A 23,370-nucleotide genomic window follows, 5' to 3' on the forward strand; every position below is an offset into this window, starting at 1 on the left:
AGGCGCTCAAATCTCAATACTCACTACTAAGTTCAATCAACTTTTTTATCGTCTTCCAATTCCTCGACGTCGCCTTGATGTTGAGTTTTTTCTCGAAAACGGCGTTGCTGAGTTTCGTATTTCCGGCCGAATCGGCGTACCACAAATAAATGCGTTTGTCGATCACATGGAATTCATCGCCGCGAAAATCCTGTGATTTCATGACGGCGACATTCGTGACATCGGGAATCGCCGACATAAATCCAACGTACGGCTGCACGGAATCTTCAGGTGTTTTTGCCGCGAAAGGATTGTCGGCCAGCGCTGTTTTCAGTTCGTCGGGCGTCAACACGAACGTCGCGACATCGAACCCGAATTTCTGGAAAATTTTGTTCTTGATGATCATCTCGAGTTTCGCGGGACTGTCGTCGCTCTCGAAAAGAATGTTTCCGCTTTGGATATAGGTCGAAACGTTTGAAAGCCCCAGCTCGACCAATGCCGGGCGTAAGGCTTCCATTTTGATGACGTGATGTCCGCTTACGTTTATGCCGCGGAGTAAGGCAATGTATTTTTTCAACGCTTGAATATGTTATATCTGAAAATAAAATTCGGACCTATCTGTATGGACGACGAAACGTTTTGGTTGCTCACCAAACCGGCACTTGACGAAAATCTCGCCTCGGCCGCAAATCTCTTATAAGCGAACCCTACGCCGGCACCAAACGTATAGGTAGAGGTAAAGATACCAAGATTATTGCTTTGAGTCATCTCTATTTCGTTGTTCAGGACCATACCGTAGTTGAAAACGCCATTTACGAAGATCTGGGAATCGGGCGAAATGAAAAAACGCCATCTCACGCCCAACGGAAACTTCAGCAAATTGTACTTGAGCGTCATGTGCTCGTCCAAAACCGTATTGATGGTATTGGTTTGTTCGACTTTTCCGATCGAATGGTAGGTCGGCTCAAAAATAATCGAGAGTTTACCATTGTTGGTCGGCAAAACATACTCGATTTCAAGCCCGATGCTTACTCCGGATTTAGAAAATGAAAGGTCGCGCGAGTCTACAGGATGGTCGATTTCTCCTTTGTACAGATTGTATCCGACGGCTGGACTAAAGTTTAACACACCTTTTTTGCGTGCGAGTTTTGTCGTGGCGACCGGTTGTTCAGTCGCTGAAGGACTTAAACCGCCACAGGAGTTGATTTCGTCGAAATAGTCGGTAAGATCATCACGGTTATATTTCAGCCTTTCTATTTTCGCCGACTTGTCATCGGTAGCGCAATTCACTTCTGCCTTCAATTGTGTCCTGTACGCAACATTTTCGAGCAATGCATTGTTTTTACCGACATACTTTCTGTAGATCAACTGCTTGATGCTGTCGGCGTCCGTTTTATAGAAAAATAGGTTGACACCGTTATCGTCGTAGGCATAAAGGGTTTCCTTGCCTTCTGACAACACTTTGAGGAAAGCGGTTTTCTTGGTGAATTCCGGGATCCGCGTCCGGGGAAGATTCCCGTGGCGCTTCGTGGCCAGATCCATGTCGACGGTCGCCCGTGTGTATTTGGAAACGCCGTCAATACCGAATTCGGTCACTTTTGCCATTGTCGTCGTTTCAACCGAAGCGTCATCGGTCGTCTTGTATTCGAACGATGTAGGGTTGTTGCTCCAATCGAGATTCTTGATGAGGACTTCTTTTCTTTGTCCGTCATTTTGGATAAAATAGCCTTTTTGAAATGTTGTTTGTGAATAGATAAAAATAGGCAATAGCATGGCGATAGCCAGAATAGCTGATTTCATGATTTCGTTTTATTGGTTTTGGTATACAATGGTAATCAAACCTTTTGGAATATCGACAAGTAAACGGAATATTTCCTGTTAAAATTTTAGTTCGGCAAGAACAGGCAAATGATCCGACGGATACTTACAATCCCTTGAATCACTAAGCACGGCGAACTTTTTAACTTCGATATTCCCCGATGTAAAAATGTAATCGATAAGCAATGTGACGGGCTCGTGAAACTTGAATCCGCTGAACGTCCCGGCCGGCCCAAATGGTTTCGTCTTACTAACGTTGCGCGCGTCATTCAATTCGTTGACGATGCTTTTATAGGCGCCGGTCGTCATTTCGCTGTTGAAATCGCCCGTTAGGATTACGGGAAGTTTTTTGGTGTTTATTTCGTTGATCTTTTGGAGGATGAGCTTCGCGCCGTTCGTACGCGCGACTTCGCCGATGTGATCCATATGCGTATTGAAAACATAAAATTTCTTTTTCGACTTTTTGTCCTCGAACAATCCGTAGCTGCAGATGCGTTCGAGCGCGGCATCCCAGCCTTTTGACATTTTTTCGGGCGTCTCAGACAGCCAGAACGTATTTTGCGAAATCAGTTTGAACTTTTTCGCGTTGTAGAAAATCGCACTGTATTCGCCTTGGGTTTCCGAATTGTCGCGACCGCGCCCAATGTAGGCGTGATCGACCAAAACGCTGTCCAAATATTTGATCTGATGTAATTTTCCTTCCTGGGTTCCGATGAAATCGGCTTCGTTGTACGAAATCTGGTCGGCGAGGAATTCGCGTCGGAACTCCCAATTGTTTTCCCCGTCGCCACCAAAATCCACGCGGATATTGTAAGACATGACTTTTATATTCTGGGCCGAGGCAGCGAATGCAAGTAGAAAAATGAGAAGGAATTTTGGGCGCATGGACAAGTATTTACACAAATATAGCAAGCCGTTGCCAAATCCTGCAACAAAGCCCGCGAATAATATAACCGGTTCCCGAAATCGATTTCTAACTTTAAACTCTAAACAAAAACAACCGAAATTATGGACAGTATCAACAAAAACCAGAAAGAAGATAATTTTAAGGACGTATTCGGCGAAGAAGCCATCGACAAGATCAAGTCGCTTGCAGGAAAAGCGGGTTCGTGCTTCATGTGTACGAAGATTGAAACGGGAAACAGTTTTTCAGCCCGTCCGATGGCGCCCGAAAAAATCGACGACGACGCGAACTTCTGGTTCCTAAGCGCGAACGACAGCCATAAAAATAAAGAGCTCGAAAAAGATCCGGCCGTGCAATTGCTCTTCCAGGGCTCGAGTTACAGCGATTTTCTTTCGATTTATGGACGCGCCGAAATCTCGCGCGACGCACAGAAAATCGACGAACTCTGGGACGCCCAAATGAAAACCTGGTTTACTGAAGGCAAGGATGATCCGAGAATCACCGTAATCAAAGTCGTCCCGACCGAAGGTTACTACTGGGATACGAAGAACGGCATGCTCGTCGCGATGGCGAAACGACTTTACGGAGCGGCAGTCGGGGAGACGTATGACGATTCGATTGAGGGGAATATTCGGCCGTAGTTGCTGTAGGCTGTAGGCTTTAGGCTTTAAGCTTTAAGCAGTAGGCTTCTTTTAAGGTAAGGACGACGAGTTTGTTCAGATTGAAGTTAGTCGTTACGTGATTTGCTTTAGGCTGTATGCTTTACGCAATAGGCTTTCGTGTAAAGTGCGGATGACGATTTCGGTTAATATCTGACAATCTTTTATAAATAGAAAAAGCGGTTTTCAACAATTGAGAACCGCTTTTATTTTTAGTGTATCAGTTTGACATTTCGAATTCGAAACTGCGTCCAAGTTATTTGGAACCGTTGTTGAATCTAGGATACGTAAGGCCTAAAGCTTACAGCATAAAGCCTAAAGCAAAATTAAACTTCTTCCTCCCGTTGCCCCATCATCATCAAGAACGCCTTCAAAAACTCGTCGATCTCACCGTTCATCACGGCGTCGACGTTGCTCGTTTCGTATGAAGTCCGAACGTCTTTGACGAGTTTGTACGGTTGCATCACGTAGTTTCGGATTTGGGAACCCCATTCGATCTTCATCTTTCCGGCCTCGATGTCGTTGCGCTGTTCCTGTTGTTTCTTGAGTTCGATTTCATACAACTGGGATTTCAACATCTGCATCGCGCGTTGGCGGTTGTCGTGCTGTGAACGCGTTTCGGAGCATTGTATCTGGATTCCCGTCGGCTTGTGGAGTAATTGCACTTTGGTTTCGACCTTGTTCACATTTTGTCCGCCCGCGCCCGACGAACGAGCCGTCGTGATTTCGATGTCGGCAGGATTGATCTCGATCTCGATCGTATCGTCGACCAGAGGATAAACATATACCGAAACAAATGAGGTATGGCGTTTCGCATTACTGTCGAAAGGCGAGATGCGCACCAATCGATGCACGCCGTTTTCACCTTTGAGCCATCCGAACGAAAAATCACCTTCAATCTCGAGCGTCACGGTCTTGATTCCTGCGACTTCACCTTCCTGGAAGTTGAGTTCCTTTACCTTGTATCCGTGTTTTTCGGCCCACATCAAATACATGCGCATGAGCATAGACGCCCAATCGCAACTTTCGGTTCCTCCGGCGCCTGCTGTAATTTGGAGTACGGCTGACAGGGAATCGCCTTCGTCGGCGAGCATGTTCCGGAATTCGATGTTTTCGACGTGTGAATTGGCATTTGCGTATGCTTCGTCGAGTTCTTCTTCAGACAATTCGCCTTCACGATAAAATTCGAATGCGAGTTGGAGTTCATCGGCGAGCACGAGCGCTTTCTCGTAATCCTGTACCCAGGCTTTCTTGCCGCGCAGGATTTTAACGAACGCTTCGGCTTCCTTGGCGTTGTTCCAGAAGTTGGGCGCGAGCGTCTTCTCTTCGTCGTTCGCGATCTCTATTTGTTTTCTATCGATGTCGAGGTAATTGCGAAGCGCGTTGACACGTTCTGAAATATCTTTTACCTGTTCGGAATTCGTCATATTTATATAATCTTGTGGCAAAAATACGCAAATAGAAACCTTTTGAAAAGCGTTGTTTCCAATTCGCTGGACGAAGCTCGCAATATTTATTTATCTTTAGGATATAAAACCTACACTATGAAACTCACGAAAATTTTTTTACTCGCTTTTTTTGTTCTAATCGGCAGCCAATCAGCATTTTGCCAGGATTCGAAGGATGTGAAGCACAAACGCAGCTATTCGAAACCCGGAAATCGTCATAAATCGGCGACCCCGAAATTAGTCGACAACAGCGATCTAGTCGGAATCAAAGCGCCCGCGGCTTACCTGAAACTGCAAAGCCGTGGATTCGGGGAAGTCAAGGAAGTCCGCGACGGCGCCAACACGTACAAACTTTTCTTCAACGCCAAATCGTCACAATGTATCAAGACGACGAGCCGTGACGGAAAAATTTCATCGGTAAAAGCGGCCACGAATTGCCAGTGACACATTTTACGAAAATTTTAAATCCTCATATTTCGTGAGGATTTTTTTTTGGCCGTATTTTGCATAAGCCAAGCGGCAACAACAACGAATACTTTATGGAAATAAATCTCGTAAGCGACACGGTGACCAAACCGACACCTGAAATGCTCGAATATATGTTCAAGGCCGAAGTCGGGGACGACGTCTACAAACAAGACCCGACCGTAAACGCCTTGCAGCGAATGGTTGCCAATATCTTCGGGATGGAAGACGCTCTGTTCTTTCCGTCAGGGACGATGGCCAACCAGACCGCGATAAAATTGCATACGAATCCCGGAGAGCAACTCATCGCCGATAAATATGCCCACGTTTTCAATTACGAAGGCGGAGGCGTTTCGTTCAACAGCGGCGTCTCCTGCCATCTTTTGGAAGGCGATCGCGGCATGATCAACGCGCAGCAGGTCGAATCGGCGATCAATCCGCCCGATTTCTATCACAGCCCGCTCACGTCGTTGGTCTGCGTCGAGAATACGACGAACAAAGGCGGTGGCGCATGTTACGACATAGCCGAATTGCAAAAGATCCGTCAGGTTTGCGACAAGCACAATCTGAAATTCCATTTGGATGGCGCGCGATTGTGGAACGCTCTGGTCGCCAAACGCGAAAATCCGAGATTGTACGGTGAAACTTTCCACACGATTTCAGTCTGTTTGTCTAAAGGTTTGGGCGCTCCGATCGGATCGCTTTTGGTTTCAGACAAGGAAACGATCAACAGGGCGCTGCGCATCCGGAAAATCCTCGGCGGCGGCATGCGTCAGGTCGGATATTCGGCGGCTGCGGGAATTTACGCTTTGCAGCACCACGTCGGGCGTTTGGCCGAAGATCACCGACGCGCGAAGGAACTCGGTTACATACTAAGCCAGAAAAATTGGGTACACCAAGTCGAACCGATCGAGACGAACATCCTGATCTTTACGATAAATCCTCGTTTGAACGAGCAGGTTTTCCTTGAGAAATTGAAGCAGAAAAACATCCACATCAGCAGCATGGGACAAGGAAAATTGCGCATCGTCACGCATTTGGATTATCGCGAGGTTATGCATAGTTATGTGGTGGAAACGTTGCAGAAATTGGAATTCTGATGGGACTTTTTGATTTTTTCCGACGGAACTCGGATCATGTCGATTGGGAATCAATCCAAAAATCAAGTGACGTCTATCCAGAAGAAACGATTGCCGTAATCCTGACCAAAACTGAATCGGGAAAAGCGGCGACCGGACAAATAAATACTGCTTACGTAAACTATCCGTACAAAAAGCAATGTGCTTACGATTTGCAGTTTTCGGTTGAAATGCCAAACGAGGACAATCCCGATTTTCCCGATATGATGTCGATTGAGGATTTCTTTCTCGACGCGCTCCGAAAAAAATGTGTCGCGCATCGCGTGTCGCGTGTTACGACCGACTTTGGGTTTATCATGGACGTTTATGTGGACGACGCTCAATCGGCTCAGGAAATTTTGACCGAAATAAATGACAGGGAAAATCTTGGTTTTGAGTTCGGTTGCGGATTCAATTACGACCCGAAATGGAAAGAATACAAACGCGTTCTTAAAACGTTTACCTGATTTGTCGCTTTAAACCAATCACCGAATCGCTGAGCACAAAAGCTTCGTTTTCATCGCGACGATTTGAATATCGCGTCAATACAAGTTCAGATTTGGTAAACCCGTATTTCCAGGCTTCTCCGTTGATCAGCATCGTACGCGAATCATAATTCCATAAGGTTCCGACTCTGGGCCGAACGGAAAAAGTTTTGAGTTTTCCGAAGTTTTCGATGCGCCCGTTTGGAGTGAAGATCACTTTTACATCTCCGTATTTATAAGTTCCCGCGATGAGTTTTCTGTTCAGATAATCGGAAAGCGCTTTGACATCGATTCCTTTTGGGCCGATAATTTTTTCGCTCGCATTGATTTTTATGAATTCTCCTTCGTGCGTATCGATGTTGATAAATGTTTCCAAACGTATCGTGGAATCGTTGACGATGCGGTTTTTTTCGTCTTCAAAATTTCTTTTGGAAATCGTTCCCCAGGTTTTTACTGTTCCGTAGTAGGTTATCTCGTTTTTGGAAACTTTGGCGAGATACTTTTCGGCATAATCATCTTTGTAATTTTCTTTTTCGACGTAGTTTTTGAGAATGTAAATGCCTTCGTCGAAGGTCTGCTTTTTTTGACAGCGGAAAACGAAGAAAAGTGCGAACAGGATGATTAGGTTTTTCATTGGAAAGAAATCGTTCGGCAACTTGACCGCGTTAGGGATACAAGCGAAAATCCTTTTGTAAAACAAAAGATTGCAGCGGTAGCCCGACGGCGCAACTTACTCGTCCAATTTACAAAAAACTTCCATGCGCCGGAACGCCCAAATCTTCATTCTGAAACTTCTCGACCGCAATCTTTCAATCTTTCAATCTTTCAATTATTTAAACAAATCCATCCCCGGAATGTTCGGCATATTCATCTTCGTTACCGCCTCAAGTTCGGCCTCGTTCACTTTTGTCGCTCTTTCGATCGCCTTATTGAGTGTCAAAATCAAATAATCCTCGAGTTGTTCCTTGTCTTCAAGCAGCGAATCGTCGATGCTGATGGACTTGATTTTGCGGTTTGCTGTGATCGTGACCTTGAGCAAGCCGTCGCCGCTTTGCTCGTCAACGAGAACAGTGTCAAGGCGTTGTTTCGTCTCTTCGATTTTTTGTTGGGTTTCCTGCAGTTTTCCCATCATTCCCATTAAGTCTCCAAACATGTCTTTTATTTTTTAAATGCTTGCGAATTTACTAAATTGCAGCTAAACACCCTAGTTAAGAAAAGTTCAAAATCGTGTAAAAACGGTTTCTTTTACGTTAAATTTGCGCGACTCCAAAAAACAAGAAATAAAATGCCGGAACCTTTAAAAGCCCCGATTGCCGCGGTAAAACCTCACCGCCTCGAGATGCACGGGGATGTTCGCATCGATAATTATTATTGGCTCAACGACCGCGAGAATCCTGAGGTCATCGATTATTTGAACCAGGAAAACGACTATTACCAAAAAATGACGGTGGGCCAAGAGCCGCTTCGTGAGGCGCTTTTCATCGAAATGAAGGCGCGCATCAAGGAGGACGACGAGTCGGTGCCGTATTTCTACAACGGTTATTGGTATATCACGCGTTTCGAGACGGGAAAGGATTATCCGATCTATTCGCGTAAGAAGGAAAGTTTGGATGCGCCCGAGGAGATCCTGTTCGATTGCAATGAAATGGCGAAAGGGCACGCGTTTTTCCAGCTTGGAGGCGTGAGCATTTCCCCGAACAATAAATTCGCGTCGTTTGGCGTGGATTCGGTCGGACGCAGGATCTATACGATTCAGATCAAGAATCTCGAGACGAACGAAATTTTCCCTGACGTGATCGAAAACGCCGCGCCGAATTGCGTGTGGGCGAACGATAACGAAACGCTTTTCTTTACACGCCAAGACAAAAAAACGTTGCGCTCCGACAAGATTTACCGACATAAATTGAATACGCCGTCAAGCGATGACGTATTGGTTTTCCATGAAAAGGACGATACGTTCCACGTGGGCGTCCACAAGGAAAAGTCGAAGAAATTCCTCGTAATCAGTTCCTCGAGCACGCTTACGAGCGAATCCAGGATTTTACTGGCCGACAATCCCGAAGGTGAATTCGAGGTGTTCCAAAAACGTGTACGCGGCCTGGAATACAGCATCTCGCATTACGGCGACAGTTTCTACGTGATGACGAACAAGGACGAGGCGATAAATTTCAAGTTGATGAAAACGCCTGAGAATGCCACATCAAAAGAAAACTGGCAGGAACTGATCCCGCATCGCGAGGATGTTCTGCTTGAAGGCATCGACATTTTCAAGGATTATCTGGTTATCGAGGAACGTTCGAACGGCCTCAATAAAATCCATATCAAACCGTGGAGTGGGGAAGGCGCGTATTATCTGCCTTTTGAAATCGAAACGTACACGGCTTACACGACGACGAACGTGGATTTCGACACGAATATATTGCGTTACGGTTACCAGTCGATGGCGACGCCTTCATCGGTGATCGATTTCAATATGGAAACCAAAGAGAAAACCGTTCGCAAGGAGCAACAGGTTCTGGGCGGTAAATTCAGCAAAGAAAATTACATTGAAGAACGCCAATGGGCAACTGCTTCGGACGGCACTAAAATACCTATTTCCCTCGTTTACAATAAGAACGCGAAGAAGGACGGCAAAAATCCGTTGTTGCAATACGCGTACGGTTCGTACGGAGCGTCGATGGATCCGTATTTTTCGACAACGCGCCTGTCATTGCTTGACCGCGGCTTTATCTATGCGATCGCGCACATTCGCGGAGGCGAGGATTTGGGCCGACAGTGGTATGAAGATGGAAAATTGTTGCAGAAAAAAAACACGTTCACCGATTTCATCGATTGTTCGAAGTTCTTGATCGCTCAAGGTTACACGTCGCCCGAACATTTATATGCGGAAGGCGGATCGGCCGGAGGCTTGCTCATGGGAGCCGTCGCGAATATGGCGCCCGAGTTGTACAACGGCATCATTGCACAGGTTCCGTTCGTGGATGTGGTCACGACAATGCTCGATGACAGCATTCCGCTGACGACGGGAGAATACGACGAATGGGGAAATCCCAATGAAAACGAATATTACGACTATATGAAGTCGTACTCGCCTTATGACAACGTCGAGGCAAAAGCCTATCCCAACATGTACGTTTCCACGGGATTACACGATTCCCAAGTGCAATATTGGGAACCCGCGAAATGGGTCGCGAAATTGCGCGAAATGAAAACAAACGACGCCTTACTTTTTCTCGATACGAACATGAAAGCGGGTCACGGCGGGGCTTCCGGACGTTTCGAGGCCTTGCGCGAGCTTGCAAGGGAGTTTAGTTTTTTACTAGATTTGGAAAAAATTAAAGACTGATTAGATTTTTTTTGTTAATTTTGCAAGGATTCAAGGCTTGCCGAAAAGCATCCCACACCTTGATTAACTATTTTTTTTTATGAAAGAAGAAATAAAAGCTTACAATAATGTCCTGGAATTAATCGGAAACACGCCTTTGATAAGGTTAAACCGTGTCACCGAAAACCTCAAAGGAAATTTCTACGCCAAAGTAGAAGCTTTCAATCCGGGACACTCCACAAAAGACAGGATTGCCCTTTATATTATTGAAGAAGCTGAGAAAAAAGGAATTCTTTCACCAGGCGACACGATCATCGAGACGACTTCGGGTAACACCGGCTTCAGTCTCGCCATGGTCAGCATCATTAAAGGTTACAGCTGCGTTTTGGCCGTAAGTTCAAAATCTTCGAGAGATAAGATCGACATGCTCCGTTCAATGGGAGCGAAAGTATATGTTTGCCCGGCCCATGTTTCAGCCGACGACGAACGTTCTTATTACAATGTTGCCAAGAGATTGCATGAAGAAATCAAAGGTTCGGTTTACATCAACCAATATTTCAACCAGCTTAACATCGACGCACATTACAAGACTACAGGTCCTGAAATCTGGGAACAGACGGGCGGCCAAATCACGCATCTCATCGCGTGTAGCGGAACCGGTGGAACTATTTCAGGTGCCGCGAAATTCCTAAAAGAGAAAAATCCGAACATCCGGATCCTGGGTGTCGACGCTTTCGGGTCGGTGCTTAAGAAATATCATGAAACCAAAGAATTCGACAACGACGAGATTTATCCGTACCGAATTGAAGGTCTCGGTAAAAACCTGATTCCATCGGCTACCGATTTCGATTTGATCGACAAGTTCATCAAGGTTACTGATGAAGCCAGCGCGCACGTGACACGTGAAATCGCCAAGAAAGAAGGTTTGTTCGTAGGTTATACATCGGGCGCAGTCCTGCAAGCGATCAAGCAATATGCCGAGGAAGGCGAATTCGACGAGAACAGCAATGTCGTCGCGATATTCCCTGACCACGGTTCGCGTTACATGAGCAAGGTGTTCAGCGATGAATGGATGAACGAGCAAGGTTTCTTTGACAGCGTGAATGCTGAGGAAGCTCAGAAGGTTGAATTTATTAAGTAATTGACAGTTGATAATTGACAATTGATAATTGACAATTGGTTTGACAATAGTAGAACTCCGGATTATGTCCGGAGTTTTTTCGTTTATAGGCTTTTTAGGATTTTGTGGGCGGGATTTATGTCTTTCATAGATTTGGGGCGGTCGAATTTGAAATACATATAATTGGTGATGACTTTAGTCCGGACGTCGCGGGCATTTTTCGGATTGCTCCAACAATCGATTAAGTATCATCGAATCATGAAAATGCGTGACTCCATGTGTTTCATATCCCGAAATTTCGATGTTTTCTTTGCATCCGACCAAGTCATGGAATTTATACACGACTGTTTCGGGAGCGAATATGTCATGTCCAAATCACCATCGAAGCATTTCATCACTATAGTGGATTTACCGCTAAACGGACCGCGCCCGATCTTTGCCGAGCTCAACAACCTGAAAACACACGGGCCTTTTTTGCAGCTGCTGTGTAGCGACTCGATCTCGCTTTCGGGAATTATCCGATGTCGATCTTCGTCCATCGCAAGCCAATTCCCGATTCGGCTTGTTCGAATGTAACACGGAAGCGACCAATGCCAATGCAAGCATGAACCCTCCAAAAAGTTAACCCGCATCCAAAAAATTGATTTATCCGCATAAAAAAAAGCCCCGGAATCCCAAGGCTCATATCTACTCCAAAAGCAACAATTGTCAATTGTCAATCGTCAATTGTCAATTATCCATTGTCAATTACCTACTCACTTTCTTCCATAGTATGATACACGTTCATCACGTCATCATCTTCCTCAATCTTCTCAAGTAGTTTTTCCACGTCGGCGACCTGAGCCTCCGTCAACGCTTTCGTAACCTGCGGAATTCTCTCGAAGCCCGACGACAGGATGTCGATGCCGCGGTTCTCCAATTCCTTTTGGATCGATCCGAAACTTCCGAAAGGCGCATAGATCAAGATGCCGTCTTCATCCTCAAAAACCTCTTCGGCCCCGAAATCGATGAGTTCCAATTCCAATTCCTCAGGATCAAGATTTCCTTTTGCGATGCGGAAATTGCATGTATGATCGAACATGAACTCGACAGAACCTTGCGTTCCCATCGTGCCGTTGCATTTGTTGAAATAGCTGCGGATGTTCGCGACCGTGCGGTTGTTGTTGTCGGTAGCCGTTTCGATTAGTATCGCTATCCCGTGAGGCGCGTAGCCTTCGAACAACGCTTCCTTGTAGTTCGCGGTGTCCTTGTCGGTCGCTTTCTTTATCGCGCGTTCAACGTTTTCCTTTGGCATATTCGCCGACTTGGCGTTTTGGATAACGGCACGCAAACGGGCGTTGGCTTCCGGGTTAGGGCCGCCTTCTTTCACCGCCATGACGATGTCTTTACCGATTCTTGTGAACGCTTTGGCCATTGCCGCCCAACGTTTCATTTTTCTTCCTTTGCGGAATTCGAATGCTCTTCCCATTTCTATTTTAACTTCAAAATTCGTTGTTCAATATTCAATGTTCGTTATTCTTTCTGCCACGAAGACACGGAGGCACAAAGTTTTCTACTCGTTGTTCTTTTTGACAGAAAGGCCCAGTGATGCAAAGACACGAAACTCTTTTCGGTGCGCAAAAATAGCATTTTAGTCAGATATTCAAAAGTTTTACGCCAAACGTCACCACGTTTTTTTACAGGATTTTCACCAACGATAATAAGCAAGATTCTGTAACTTACAGCCAATCTACACTTTATAAAAAGGCAATTTCACAACCTTAGCGGCAACATCGTTTTTTCGGATCCTGATGAAAATCTGCGTATCGGTAGACGCGAACGTCGACGGCACATAACCCAAACCGATTCCTTTGTTCACGCTCGGCCCCATGGTTCCCGATGTCACGACCCCGATCACATGTCCCAGAGAATCCACGATTTCATAATCATGTCTCGGAACGCCGCGTTCGGTCAATTCAAAACCGACAAGTTTTTTGGAAAGGCCGGCTTCTTTCTGAGCTTTTAGATTTTCGGAGTTCGTGAAATCCTTCGTGAATTTCGTGATCCAACCCAAACCCGCTTCGAGAGGCGACGTCGTGTCGTTTATGTCGTTTCCGTAGAGACAGAATCCCATTTCGAGTCGCAACGTATCTCGTGCCGCCAATCCGACAGGTTTGATGTCGAAGTCTTTACCGGCCTCAAAAACCTTGTTCCAGATCATTTCGGCCTGATCGTTCTTGCAATAAATCTCGAATCCGCCTGATCCCGTGTAACCAGTCGCCGAGATGATCACATCATTGAATCCAGCGAAATCACCGACTTCGAAATGATAATATTTGATTTCGGATAAATTTACCGATGTCAACGATTGCATCGCCTCAGCCGCTTTCGGGCCTTGGATCGCGAGCAACGAATAGTCGTCGGACGCATTCGTCATTTTCACGCCAAGATCGTTGTGGGACGAAATCCAATCCCAATCCTTTTCGATGTTCGACGCGTTTACGACAAGCAGATATTTTTCGTCATTAAATTTATAAACGATCAAATCGTCAACGATTCCACCGTCGTTGTTGGGCAAACATGAATATTGCGCGCGTCCTTCGGTCAACGTCGAAGCGTCGTTTGAGGTTACTTTTTGAATCAAGTCAATCGCTTTCGGGCCTTCCAGAAAGAACTCGCCCATGTGCGACACGTCGAAAACCCCGACCGATTTGCGCACGGCCTCGTGTTCGGCATTCACGCCCTCATAAGTGATCGGCATATTGTAGCCCGCAAACGGAAGCATTTTCGCTCCAAGTTGTTCGTGAATGTGCGTGAGCGCTGTATTTTTCATTATTCTCAGGATTTAGGTTTCGTGGCGCTAAAATAGACAAAAAAGAGGAATTGGCGAATTTGAAAACTAAGGAATCGGCGAATGTTTGAAACGTTTTCCGTCAATTTAATTTTAAGAAAATATGTGTGTTTCATGTAGCGCGTCATGACTGGAATTCCTTACGGATAGCATCGCCCTTTCCCCGGGATCAAGGTCGGCATTTCCAAAATAAGCCAGTTGCAGGAAAAATACACATTTTGATAAATATTCTATTGGAGCTGTTCCGGCTGTCCGCTGCAATCTTTCTCGAAAAATGCGGGTTTGCGCACTTTGCGACGAGCTTCCGTCGGGCGCTGTCGCAAATCGGCAAACCCATGCATTTTTCTTCAAAAGGATTTTCGCTGCCATCCGGGCTAGGGAAACATCCAAACGTCACGATCTGACATTTTAATCACGTGATGTCACTTTCATGTATCGGTCAAATTGCGCTTTAAATTCGACCTTGAAAATATCTTCCTAAAAATAAACGACAAAAAATTTGCGCAACCAAATAATTGCACATATATTCGCAACCACATAGTAGCAGATAAATCATATGGAAATAAGGCGTGACGTTTTTCAGGCGATTGCCGACCCGACCAGACGCGCAATCATCGGCCTCATCGCGACACAAGCGATGACTCCTAATACGATCGCGGAACATTTCGAGAACAGCAGGCAAGCGGTTTCCAAACATTTGCGCATACTCACGGAATGTGACCTGGTAAAACAGGAATCAAAAGGACGGGAAATCTACTATTCGCTCGAAATAGAAAAAATGAAAGAGATCGACGTTTGGCTGGAACAGTATCGAAAAATCTGGGAAACCCAATTCAATCAACTCGACGACGTATTAGCAACAATTAAAAAAAATAAGAAATGAACAACAATTTGCAATTCGATTTTACCGTTGACAAAGCAGCGAAAACGGTATTCATAACCCGGGAATTCGACGCGGAACTCTCATTGGTCTGGGACGCTTTCACCAAGCCTGAACTACTCGATCAATGGGTCGCGCCCAAACCGTGGTCATCCAGGACGAAATACATGAATTTTGAAGTCGGCGGACGACGGTTTTACGCCATGGTAAGTCCCGATGGTCTTGAACGCTGGTCGATCCAGGAATACAAATCGATTACTCCGAAGACGAATTTCAAGATGCACAACGCATTTGCCGACAAGGATGAAAATCCCGAATTGCCGGGTTCCGACTGGAATTACAATTTCAGCGAACAGAACGGCATAACCAAAGTGAGCATTTCCATTTATAACGAATCGCTTGAACGTTTGGAAAGGATGATCGAAATGGGCTTCAAGGAAGGCTTCACGATGTCGATCGAAAACCTCGAGAACGTATTGGCGACGCTATCGCAAAAGGAATAATGCAGCATTCCAAATCCGTGTTAAGTTGTTTGCCGATCTTCGTTTCTAATCGTAAATTGAAGTTCCTTGCGAACGACGATTAACCCGATAAAGAACCTCGAAGTGAAAAACCAACGAATCACGAAAACGGCGGCCAGGAAAATATACAGACCCGCGGCTCCGAACGCGCACAAAGGAACGCAAGGCCATGCGCTCTTGATCGGTGGCAGTTACGGCAAAATGGGATCGATCACGCTTTCGTCAAAAGCCGCAATTCATTCGGGTGCAGGTTTGGTAACAGCATTCATTCCAGAATGTGGCTACGAAATCCTCCAAATTTCGATTCCCGAAGTCATGGTCATCACCGACGTCGAACGAAAACATCTCTCCGGGATCGAATTCGAAATCACGCCGTCGGCAATCGGAATCGGGCCGGGAATCGGGCAGGAGCAACCCGTCCAGAAAGCGTTTCACGATTTTCTCCAAACCGTAAAGGCGCCTTTGGTCATCGACGCCGACGGGTTGAACATACTGTCGGAGCATAAGGATTGGATTTCATTGCTTCCCCAAAATACGATCCTGACGCCGCATCCAAAAGAACTCGAACGGCTCATCGGACATTTCGAAAGCCAGGAAGAAATTGAGAAATCCGCGATGAAATTCGCGCTCGAACACAAAGTGATCCTGGTAATGAAAGGCGCTTCGACGCGAATCACCGACGGTAAGTCCATATTCGAAAACACCACAGGAAACGCCGCGCTCGCAACCGCAGGAAGCGGAGATGTGTTGACGGGAATCATCACGGGCTTGCTCGCACAAGGTTACGAACCGTTGTCGGCAGCTCAGCTCGGCGTTTATTTGCACGGCCTGACCGCCGATTTGGCGCTTCCCAAAACCGGAACCGAGAGTTTCACGGCTTCGGACATCATCGAAAATTTGGGGAAAGCTTTTTTGGAGATCAGTAATCCTTCCTGACGATAGAATCTTTTTCGATATACGTTCCGTTTATAAGCCGCTTCGAATGATAATACAAACTGTCGGCGCCACCGAAATCGCGATTTTCAACAATCGACTCCAAAAGCACCGCTTTCCCGTTTTTCCATGCATAAACGTCTTCGCCAAACTCTGAAAGACCGACGTGCCAGGAGGAATAAATTCGCTTTGTCCTCGCATCGAAATCCGGATTGGCGATACTGTCCAGCGAAGGCTCGTGCACGAAACTCTTGCTTTCTTGATCGTACAGCCAAAAGCATAACGTCATCGTGTACATTCCCGTATAATTGCTGACCGAAATATCGGAAAAGCCATCAAAGTTCACGTCTTGGGAAATCGTAAAGGACATTTCACTGAAGTGTGAGAACGTCCAATCGGTAGTGAATTTAACGATTTGCGTTTTGTCCTTGATTAATTTCTTTTGAATCATCATCGAATCGGCGCGATACGTTCCATCCTTTATTTTCGTGCAGTATAATTCAAAAGAATGTTCGCGATTTTCGTGGGTAAGCCTATAGACGAGATTGGGAAGACTGTCTATTTTTGGTTCGATAAGGACGATTTTAGGTTCGTCGGGAATTTCGGCGGAGCCAGGCTCTTCAATTTTTTGTTGATTTTTCGAGCATCCGATTAGGGAGACCAAAATTAAAACCCACAATTTCTTCATGGGATTTTAGCGATCACAACCAAATGAATTGAATTTTCATACGCGACCCTAAACGTTTCGAGTACTGAAAATCCCGCCATCGACAAAATTTTCCGTATATCATTTTCGTCATAGTAATGCACGAAAGCTGAAACCTTGCCATCGCTCGAAGCCATCCATCCTGATTTATCGTAATCGCCTTCGATGCAGGAAATATAAAACAAATCTCCGGTATTCAACACTTTTACCGAATCACAAACTAATTTTTCAAATTCTTCCCTCGAAAAATACGGGACGATAAATCCGCAGACGATGGCATCGAAATTCCTTTCCAAGCTCGAAATGTGGCGCGCGTCCAAGACGATGCATTCCACTTCGGGATTATTTTTCTCGGCAAGTTCAACCATTGCGGGAGCAAAATCCGTGGCCAGGATTTTGAGGTCAGCACGTTTATCGAGAAAATAACGCGTGATGTTTCCGGGTCCGCATCCGATTTCCAGAATCTCGGCGTTCGATTTCAGCCGACTTAAAAAATCAATATACGTAGCATCGTACAAATCCATCTTCATGAATTTGGTTTGATATTTTAAAGCATTTTCGTTGAAAACCTCTAACGTCGACTTTTTCATTTTTTATCCATTTCGGCGTGGAACGTCCTGTTGAAGCCATTTAATTTCTTCACGTAATGGTAACCCAACGCTTCGTAATCGCGATTCTCGTAAAAATTGTGTGACCGCGTATTCTTGAGGAACGTGTTTAGTTCAACAGTGTTGCAATCGTTTTTTATAGCCCAATTTTCGATGTGATCGAACAAAATCGTGCCGATTCCCTGAGAGCGATAATTCTCTAAAACCACGACATTGTCGACTTCGAGCTGTTTGCCCGAATAAAACCTGACCGTAACCCAACCGCTCGAAACCGCAAGCAAATCATCTGACTTGAACAAACCAAAACAGTTGTAATTTTCCATGCGGAACATTTTTTCAAGCAAAGTTGAAAGCTCCTGAACCGATTTATCAGGATTCAGAAGTGTGCCGAATTTGGCGATTTCGGGGATTTCATTTTTGGTAAGCTCACTAAATCGAAAGGCATCCATAACACAATTTTCATTCTCGCGAAGTTAGCAAAAACGATTTGAGCTGCTCATACGTTTTGATCTCCGAAAAAACTTTCGTTTTGTCCATGACGCTTTGAATTTGCTCCGGGATTTCGGGCGATATTCCCAAAACCGCTTCCACGACGTCCAAAAATTTCACGGGATGAGCCGTTTCGAGCAAGAATCCGACGGAATCCGGGAAATTGACCGATTCCTTCTTCAACCCCAAATATCCGACCGCTCCGTGAGGTTCGAGCAGATAACCGGTTTCAGCGTAAACTTTTTTCATGGCCGAAACGGTTTCCTCGTCCGAAAACGAATAAGCCGAAAACGCCTTTTCGAATTCCGATTTATCGTCGTTGTACAGTTCCCTGATGCGGATGAAGTTGCTTGGATTCCCGACGTCCATCGCGTTCGACAGTGTCGCGACCGATGGTTTCGCGTCGTATTTCCAATCGTCCAGGAAGCGCACGACCGTATCGTTTTCATTCGTCGAAGCTACGAAATGTTGAATCGGAAGGCCGAGTTTTTCGGCTAGGATTCCCGCGCAGATGTTTCCGAAATTTCCGCTCGGACAAGAAACGACAAGCGGTTTGCCTAATTTCTTCAATTCCTTGTACGCGAAAAAGAAGTAGAACATTTGCGGCAGCCAGCGCGCGATGTTTATCGAATTCGCCGACGTCAAATTTTCATGTTGCAGATCTTCGTCGAGAAACGCTCGCTTCACCATGTCCTGGCAATCGTCGAAAACGCCATCGACGCGCAACGCCTTTATATTCTGTCCGAGCGTCGTGAGTTGGCGTTCCTGTACGTCGCTGACTTTTCCGTTCGGATATAAAATTACGACGTCGACGCCCGAAACACCGAGAAATCCGCTTGCGACCGCGCCGCCCGTATCGCCCGATGTCGCGACGAGAACCGTGTTTTTCGCGTCGGGATTTTCCTTGTTGAAATAGCCCAGACAACGCGCCATGAACCGCGCGCCGACGTCCTTGAACGCCATCGTCGGGCCGTGGAACAGTTCGAGCGAATAGGTGTTTTCATCAATTTTGACAAGCGGAAAATCGAACGAAAGTGTTTCCTCGATTATCTTTTTTAATTCGGCCTCGGGAATCTCATCACCGACGAATTGCTTTATCGCTTCAAACGCGATGTCGGCGTTCGAAAAATTTCCGATCCCGTCGAAAAAATCTTGGGGCAGACGCGTTATGCTTTCGGGAAAATACAAACCTTTATCGGGCGCTAGGCCTTGGATTACGGCTTCCCTGAAACTGACTTTTGGCGAATTATGATGTAAGCTGTAATAGTTCATGCTACTTTTTTTCAAGGATTTTAATGCCGCCTGGATTTACTTTCGACACATGGATTTCGTAAGGAACGTTGATTTGGTCGTACACGCGACTCATCGCCGAAGCGACGTTTCTCGCCGTTTCTTCTCCGCGACTCAGCGCAAATACCGACGGTCCGCTACCCGAAATCCCCGAACCCAAAGCACCGTGCGACTGGGCCGCGCTTTTTAGTTGGTCGAAACCCGGAATCAACATGCCGCGGATCGGTTCGACGATCTTGTCCTGCAACGAACGCCCGATCAAATCGTAATCCTTCGTGTACAATCCCGCGACGAAACCACCGACGTTTCCCCACTGGACGATAGCGTTTTGGAGCGTTATGTTTTGTTTGAGCACCGATCTCGCGTCGGCTGTCTTCAATTCGATTTGCGGATGGACGACGGTCGCGAACAATTCCTCAGGCGATTCGATCCTGATCACGTCAAGCGGATCGTAACTGCGCACGAGCGTGAAACCACCCAAAAGGGCAGGAGCGACGTTGTCGGCGTGGGCGCTTCCCGATGCGAGTTTTTCGCCCTGCATCGCGAATTTTACCAAGTCCTTCAATTCGTATGGCCGTCCGAGCAATTCGTTGATCGCGAAAACGGCACCCGCCGAACTCGCCGCCGAACTCCCGATTCCACTGCCGGCTTTGATCTTCTTGTTGATTTCTATTTCGAACCCGAAGTCGGTTTCCCATTCGCGAAGCATTGCGAGAGCCGCGACTCCTGCAACGTTTTTCTGGGTTTCCAAAGGCAAATCGGCGCCTTCGATCTTGGAAATCCTCACGGTCCTTTCGTCGATCTTGCGCACGGTCATCTCATCTCCGACATTGTCGAGACAGAGGCCAAGCACGTCGAAACCGCAGGAAAGGTTGGCAATTGTGGCGGGGGAGAATATTTTGATGTAGTCCATTTGCGACTTGCTACGCTCTTAGACACGCTGCGCTTTGGACACGCTACGCTTTAGATGCTATAAATTATTATAATTTGGTTGTACGTTTCAAAAGTCTAAAGCCCGCGCGGCGCGTCCAAAGCGCAGCGTGTCTAAAGCCATCGGCGTGTCTTAGATATTCCCGACCCGAATCACATCCGCAAAAATCCCACTCGCCGTAACCGCAGCGCCCGCACCTGCGCCTTTTATCAAAAGCGGTTGGTCGACGTAGCGATCGGTGAAGAAAAGCACGATATTGTCCTTGCCTTCGAGGTTGTAGAACGGATGGTCTTTTGCGATGAACTGCAAGCCGACGCTCGCTTTTCCGTTTTCGAACTGGGCGACATATTTCAGTCGGCTGTCATTGGATCGGGCCTGTTCGTAAAGGTCGTTAAAATGCGCGGCGTTCGCTTCGAGGGATTCCAAAAATTCGGGAACTGATTTTGTTTCGAGACAGGCTTTGGGAAGGAACGACAGATTCTCGATATCGCTCATTTCCATTTCGTAACCGCTTTCACGGATAAGGATTAGGATTTTACGGGCTACATCGACGCCACTTAAATCTATTTTCGGGTCAGGCTCCGTAAAACCCTGAACGCCTGCTTCTTTGACGACTTCTTTAAAACTCGTGTTTTCATTAAAATTATTGAATATAAAGTTCAGACTACCTGATAGGACTGCCTGGATCTTATGTATTTTATCGCCCGAAGCTACCATGTGTTTGAGCGTATCAATGATCGGCAAACCGGCTCCGACGTTCGTTTCGAAAAGGAAAGGCGAATTGTATTTTCGGCTCAAATTTTTGAGATGATTGTAGTTGCCATATTCTGATGAACACGCGATTTTGTTGCACGTGACGACCGCGATATTATCTTCGAGATAATCGGCGTAGGTTTCTGAAACTTCGGCATTCGCGGTGATGTCGACGAAAATGCTGTTGCGTAAATTGAGCGCTTTTACCTTTTCGATGAACGTTTTTTTGTTCGCGGTTTCGCCATTCTCCATTCCGGATTTCCAGTCCTTCAACGAAATTCCTTCTTCGTCGAAAAGCATCTTGCGCGAGTTCGAAAGCGCAATCACGCGCAGATTTATCTTGAGATTTTCACGCAGGAATTTCTTTTGTTGGTGCACTTGGTCGAGGAATTTTTCGCCGACATTTCCGACGCCCATCACAAATAGGTTGAGCTGTTTCGTATTGTCTTCAAAGAACTGCTCGTGCAACGTATTGAGCGCTTTTTTCACATCGCGTTCGTTGATGACGACTGAAATATTGCGTTCCGACGCACCTTGAGCGATCGCACGGATATTTACGTTGTTTTTACCCAACGTACTGAACATCTTGCCGCTGATTCCCTGGTGGTTTTTCATGCTTTCACCTACGAGCGCGACAATGCAAAGCCCGTTTTCGACGATGCAAGGTTCGATTTTGTGTTGGGAGATTTCGACTGAAAATGCCTTGTTGATCGCAACACTCGCCTTATCGGATTCGCTGTCGAGAATCCCAATGCAGATCGAGTGCTCCGACGACGCCTGCGTTATGAAAATCACGTTGATGCCGTTGTCGGACAAGACTTCGAACAATCGTTTCGAAGAACCCGCGACGCCGATCATTCCCGAGCCTTCGAGTGTCAGCAATGCGATTTCTCCAATATGCGTTATACCTTTTATCGGGTTTGACGACGTATCGGGATTGTTTGATATCAACGTTCCGAACGCATCGGGTTCAAATGTATTTTTTATGTAGATCGGAATGTTCTTGTCCAAGGCCGGTTGGATCGTGGGCGGATAAAGCACTTTTGCACCGAAGTGCGACAATTCCATGGCTTCCTGGTATGAGATCGACTCGATAGGGCGCGCCTGTTTCACGAGTTTCGGATTTGCGGTGAACATGCCGTTTACGTCGGTCCAGATTTCGACTCGTTCCGCATTGACGGCCGCTGCGAAAATGGCTGCCGTGTAATCGGAACCGCCTCGTCCTAAGGTCGTGTTGTCGCCATCTTTGGATGAGCCGATAAATCCGGGCATTACGGTTACCCTGACAGGGTGTTCGCTAAAATAACTGACAGTCAAATTGTTAGTCATCTCAAAATCGACATTTGCTTTCCCAAAACGGTTGTCAGTTTTGATAAGCTCTCGGCTGTCTTTGTATTCGCTCGACGGAACGTATTGTTTGAGCGCTTCGGCAATGATGCACGACGACAATAATTCCCCGAATCCGACGATCGTGTCTGAAGTCCTGTTCGATAGTTCGCCCAGCAGGAAACATCCGTCAAGCAACGTCTCTAAATGATTCAGGATACGTTTTGCATGGCTCAACAGGCTGCTTTGGATTTGTATCGGCAATAATTCCTTGATTGCGTCCAGGTGTTTTTTCTCGATTTCGGATACGATTTCGCGGTACGATTCGTCTTTCGACGCTGCGGTCGATGCGGCTTTGAGCAATAAATCGGTCACGCCGCTAAAGGCTGAAACCACGACGATGAGTTGTTCTTTTTCGCTTTTGTGCTTCACGATCTCACAGACCGCTTTAATATTTTGGGCACCGCTAACCGATGTCCCGCCGAATTTCAATACGTTCATTTTGTTTGTCTTGGTGTAAATGCAAGTGATTTTGTCTTTTCAAAACGAAAAAACACGGAGTACGGTTGATATGTTTTCAGATTACCCCAAAGGGGTTGTGGTAGTGCCAACCGTTGTTGCAACCGTAGTGGTCGTGATGTAGAGAGTGTATGTGATTTGCGTTGGCATGGTTCCAAAAGTAGTTCTTTTTTGAAAAACCCCAAGCAATTTGCCAATTTTTACGGATAATTCATAGCAATTAACAAAACCGTCATTTAAAATAAAGATGAATGGCGATTGTT

At 46.2% G+C, this 23,370-nt stretch carries 23 protein-coding genes; 9 read left to right on the plus strand and 14 right to left on the minus strand.

What is annotated here, in order from left to right; genetic code table 11:
- Positions 1 to 13: 13 nt before the first annotated feature.
- The 3 genes from EOO50_RS09030 to EOO50_RS09040 form a co-directional block, all read right to left on the minus strand.
- On the minus strand, positions 14 to 556 hold the full coding sequence (locus EOO50_RS09030) for a DUF1697 domain-containing protein (RefSeq protein WP_290839384.1): 543 nt from the start codon (positions 554 to 556) through the stop codon (positions 14 to 16).
- A complete protein-coding gene (locus tag EOO50_RS09035; RefSeq protein WP_290839386.1) occupies positions 553 to 1,779 on the minus strand; it encodes a hypothetical protein in 1,227 nt (408 codons plus the stop codon). Before EOO50_RS09035 ends, EOO50_RS09030 begins: the two co-directional genes overlap by 4 nt.
- 78 nt (positions 1,780 to 1,857) lie before the next feature.
- Positions 1,858 to 2,682, minus strand: a complete 825-nt coding sequence (locus tag EOO50_RS09040; protein ID WP_290839387.1) for an endonuclease/exonuclease/phosphatase family protein — start codon at positions 2,680 to 2,682, stop codon at positions 1,858 to 1,860.
- A gap of 123 nt (positions 2,683 to 2,805) precedes the next feature.
- Here EOO50_RS09040 and EOO50_RS09045 point away from each other — a divergent pair, with 123 nt between their 5' ends.
- Complete coding sequence (locus tag EOO50_RS09045) at positions 2,806 to 3,342, plus strand: pyridoxamine 5'-phosphate oxidase family protein (RefSeq protein WP_290839388.1); 537 nt, start codon at positions 2,806 to 2,808, stop codon at positions 3,340 to 3,342.
- Between the two features lie 344 nt (positions 3,343 to 3,686).
- On the opposite strand, the gene prfB is transcribed toward EOO50_RS09045, so the two are convergent.
- Positions 3,687 to 4,787: a peptide chain release factor 2 gene (gene prfB / locus EOO50_RS09050; protein ID WP_290839389.1), complete on the minus strand. Its 1,101-nt coding sequence runs from the start codon at positions 4,785 to 4,787 to the stop codon at positions 3,687 to 3,689.
- 117 nt (positions 4,788 to 4,904) lie between these two features.
- Between prfB and EOO50_RS09055 the strand changes: the two genes are divergently transcribed.
- From EOO50_RS09055 to EOO50_RS09065, 3 genes are all read left to right on the plus strand, one after another.
- A complete protein-coding gene (locus EOO50_RS09055; RefSeq protein ID WP_290839390.1) occupies positions 4,905 to 5,252 on the plus strand; it encodes a hypothetical protein in 348 nt (115 codons plus the stop codon).
- Positions 5,253 to 5,347: 95 nt separating this feature from the next.
- The gene (locus EOO50_RS09060) at positions 5,348 to 6,373 is read left to right on the plus strand and encodes a GntG family PLP-dependent aldolase (protein ID WP_290839392.1); all 1,026 of its coding nucleotides are present in this window, start codon (positions 5,348 to 5,350) and stop codon (positions 6,371 to 6,373) included.
- Positions 6,373 to 6,858, plus strand: a complete 486-nt coding sequence (locus EOO50_RS09065) for a DUF695 domain-containing protein (protein WP_290839393.1) — start codon at positions 6,373 to 6,375, stop codon at positions 6,856 to 6,858. The genes EOO50_RS09060 and EOO50_RS09065 overlap by 1 nt, the downstream gene beginning before the upstream one ends.
- On the opposite strand, the gene EOO50_RS09070 is transcribed toward EOO50_RS09065, so the two are convergent.
- Both EOO50_RS09070 and EOO50_RS09075 read right to left on the minus strand, forming a co-directional pair.
- Positions 6,851 to 7,510: a hypothetical protein gene (locus EOO50_RS09070; RefSeq protein WP_290839394.1), complete on the minus strand. Its 660-nt coding sequence runs from the start codon at positions 7,508 to 7,510 to the stop codon at positions 6,851 to 6,853. The two genes, EOO50_RS09065 and EOO50_RS09070, sit on opposite strands and share 8 nt — an antisense overlap.
- Before the next feature lie 195 nt (positions 7,511 to 7,705).
- Entirely contained in the window at positions 7,706 to 8,029 is a 324-nt protein-coding gene (locus EOO50_RS09075) for a YbaB/EbfC family nucleoid-associated protein (RefSeq protein ID WP_290839395.1), read from the minus strand.
- 132 nt (positions 8,030 to 8,161) lie between these two features.
- Between EOO50_RS09075 and EOO50_RS09080 the strand changes: the two genes are divergently transcribed.
- Positions 8,162 to 10,222 carry a S9 family peptidase gene (locus tag EOO50_RS09080; protein ID WP_290839396.1) on the plus strand — a complete coding sequence of 687 codons (2,061 nt, stop codon included), beginning with the start codon at positions 8,162 to 8,164 and terminating at the stop codon, positions 10,220 to 10,222.
- Between the two features lie 79 nt (positions 10,223 to 10,301).
- Complete coding sequence (locus EOO50_RS09085) at positions 10,302 to 11,342, plus strand: cysteine synthase family protein (RefSeq protein ID WP_290839397.1); 1,041 nt, start codon at positions 10,302 to 10,304, stop codon at positions 11,340 to 11,342.
- A gap of 730 nt (positions 11,343 to 12,072) precedes the next feature.
- On the opposite strand, the gene EOO50_RS09090 is transcribed toward EOO50_RS09085, so the two are convergent.
- Together EOO50_RS09090 and gcvT are read right to left on the minus strand one after the other, a co-directional pair.
- Entirely contained in the window at positions 12,073 to 12,789 is a 717-nt protein-coding gene (locus EOO50_RS09090; protein WP_290839399.1) for a YebC/PmpR family DNA-binding transcriptional regulator, read from the minus strand.
- 261 nt (positions 12,790 to 13,050) lie between these two features.
- On the minus strand, positions 13,051 to 14,133 hold the full coding sequence (gene gcvT, locus EOO50_RS09095; protein WP_290839401.1) for a glycine cleavage system aminomethyltransferase GcvT: 1,083 nt from the start codon (positions 14,131 to 14,133) through the stop codon (positions 13,051 to 13,053).
- Positions 14,134 to 14,713: 580 nt separating this feature from the next.
- Between gcvT and EOO50_RS09100 the strand changes: the two genes are divergently transcribed.
- From EOO50_RS09100 to EOO50_RS09110, 3 genes are all read left to right on the plus strand, one after another.
- The gene (locus EOO50_RS09100; protein ID WP_290839440.1) at positions 14,714 to 15,034 is read left to right on the plus strand and encodes a metalloregulator ArsR/SmtB family transcription factor; all 321 of its coding nucleotides are present in this window, start codon (positions 14,714 to 14,716) and stop codon (positions 15,032 to 15,034) included.
- Complete coding sequence (locus tag EOO50_RS09105; protein ID WP_290839403.1) at positions 15,031 to 15,534, plus strand: SRPBCC domain-containing protein; 504 nt, start codon at positions 15,031 to 15,033, stop codon at positions 15,532 to 15,534. Before EOO50_RS09100 ends, EOO50_RS09105 begins: the two co-directional genes overlap by 4 nt.
- A 66-nt stretch (positions 15,535 to 15,600) precedes the next feature.
- A complete protein-coding gene (locus EOO50_RS09110; protein WP_363331732.1) occupies positions 15,601 to 16,488 on the plus strand; it encodes an NAD(P)H-hydrate dehydratase in 888 nt (295 codons plus the stop codon).
- On the opposite strand, the gene EOO50_RS09115 is transcribed toward EOO50_RS09110, so the two are convergent.
- From EOO50_RS09115 to thrA, 6 genes are all read right to left on the minus strand, one after another.
- Complete coding sequence (locus EOO50_RS09115) at positions 16,472 to 17,173, minus strand: hypothetical protein (protein ID WP_290839405.1); 702 nt, start codon at positions 17,171 to 17,173, stop codon at positions 16,472 to 16,474. The genes EOO50_RS09110 and EOO50_RS09115 overlap by 17 nt on opposite strands.
- The gene (locus EOO50_RS09120; RefSeq protein ID WP_290839407.1) at positions 17,170 to 17,781 is read right to left on the minus strand and encodes a class I SAM-dependent methyltransferase; all 612 of its coding nucleotides are present in this window, start codon (positions 17,779 to 17,781) and stop codon (positions 17,170 to 17,172) included. The genes EOO50_RS09115 and EOO50_RS09120 overlap by 4 nt, the downstream gene beginning before the upstream one ends.
- Positions 17,778 to 18,248, minus strand: coding sequence for a GNAT family N-acetyltransferase (locus EOO50_RS09125; protein WP_290839408.1), 471 nt, complete (start codon positions 18,246 to 18,248; stop codon positions 17,778 to 17,780). The genes EOO50_RS09120 and EOO50_RS09125 overlap by 4 nt, the downstream gene beginning before the upstream one ends.
- Positions 18,249 to 18,258: 10 nt before the next feature.
- Positions 18,259 to 19,560 carry a threonine synthase gene (gene thrC, locus EOO50_RS09130; RefSeq protein ID WP_290839409.1) on the minus strand — a complete coding sequence of 434 codons (1,302 nt, stop codon included), beginning with the start codon at positions 19,558 to 19,560 and terminating at the stop codon, positions 18,259 to 18,261.
- A gap of 1 nt (position 19,561) precedes the next feature.
- Complete coding sequence (locus tag EOO50_RS09135) at positions 19,562 to 20,491, minus strand: homoserine kinase (RefSeq protein ID WP_290839411.1); 930 nt, start codon at positions 20,489 to 20,491, stop codon at positions 19,562 to 19,564.
- 150 nt (positions 20,492 to 20,641) lie between these two features.
- Positions 20,642 to 23,089, minus strand: coding sequence for a bifunctional aspartate kinase/homoserine dehydrogenase I (gene thrA / locus EOO50_RS09140; RefSeq protein WP_290839413.1), 2,448 nt, complete (start codon positions 23,087 to 23,089; stop codon positions 20,642 to 20,644).
- Positions 23,090 to 23,370: the final 281 nt, after the last annotated feature.

The sequence above is a fragment of the Flavobacterium sp. genome (assembly GCF_004211145.1).
In the GTDB taxonomy this organism is placed as follows: Bacteria; Bacteroidota; Bacteroidia; order Flavobacteriales; family Flavobacteriaceae; genus Flavobacterium.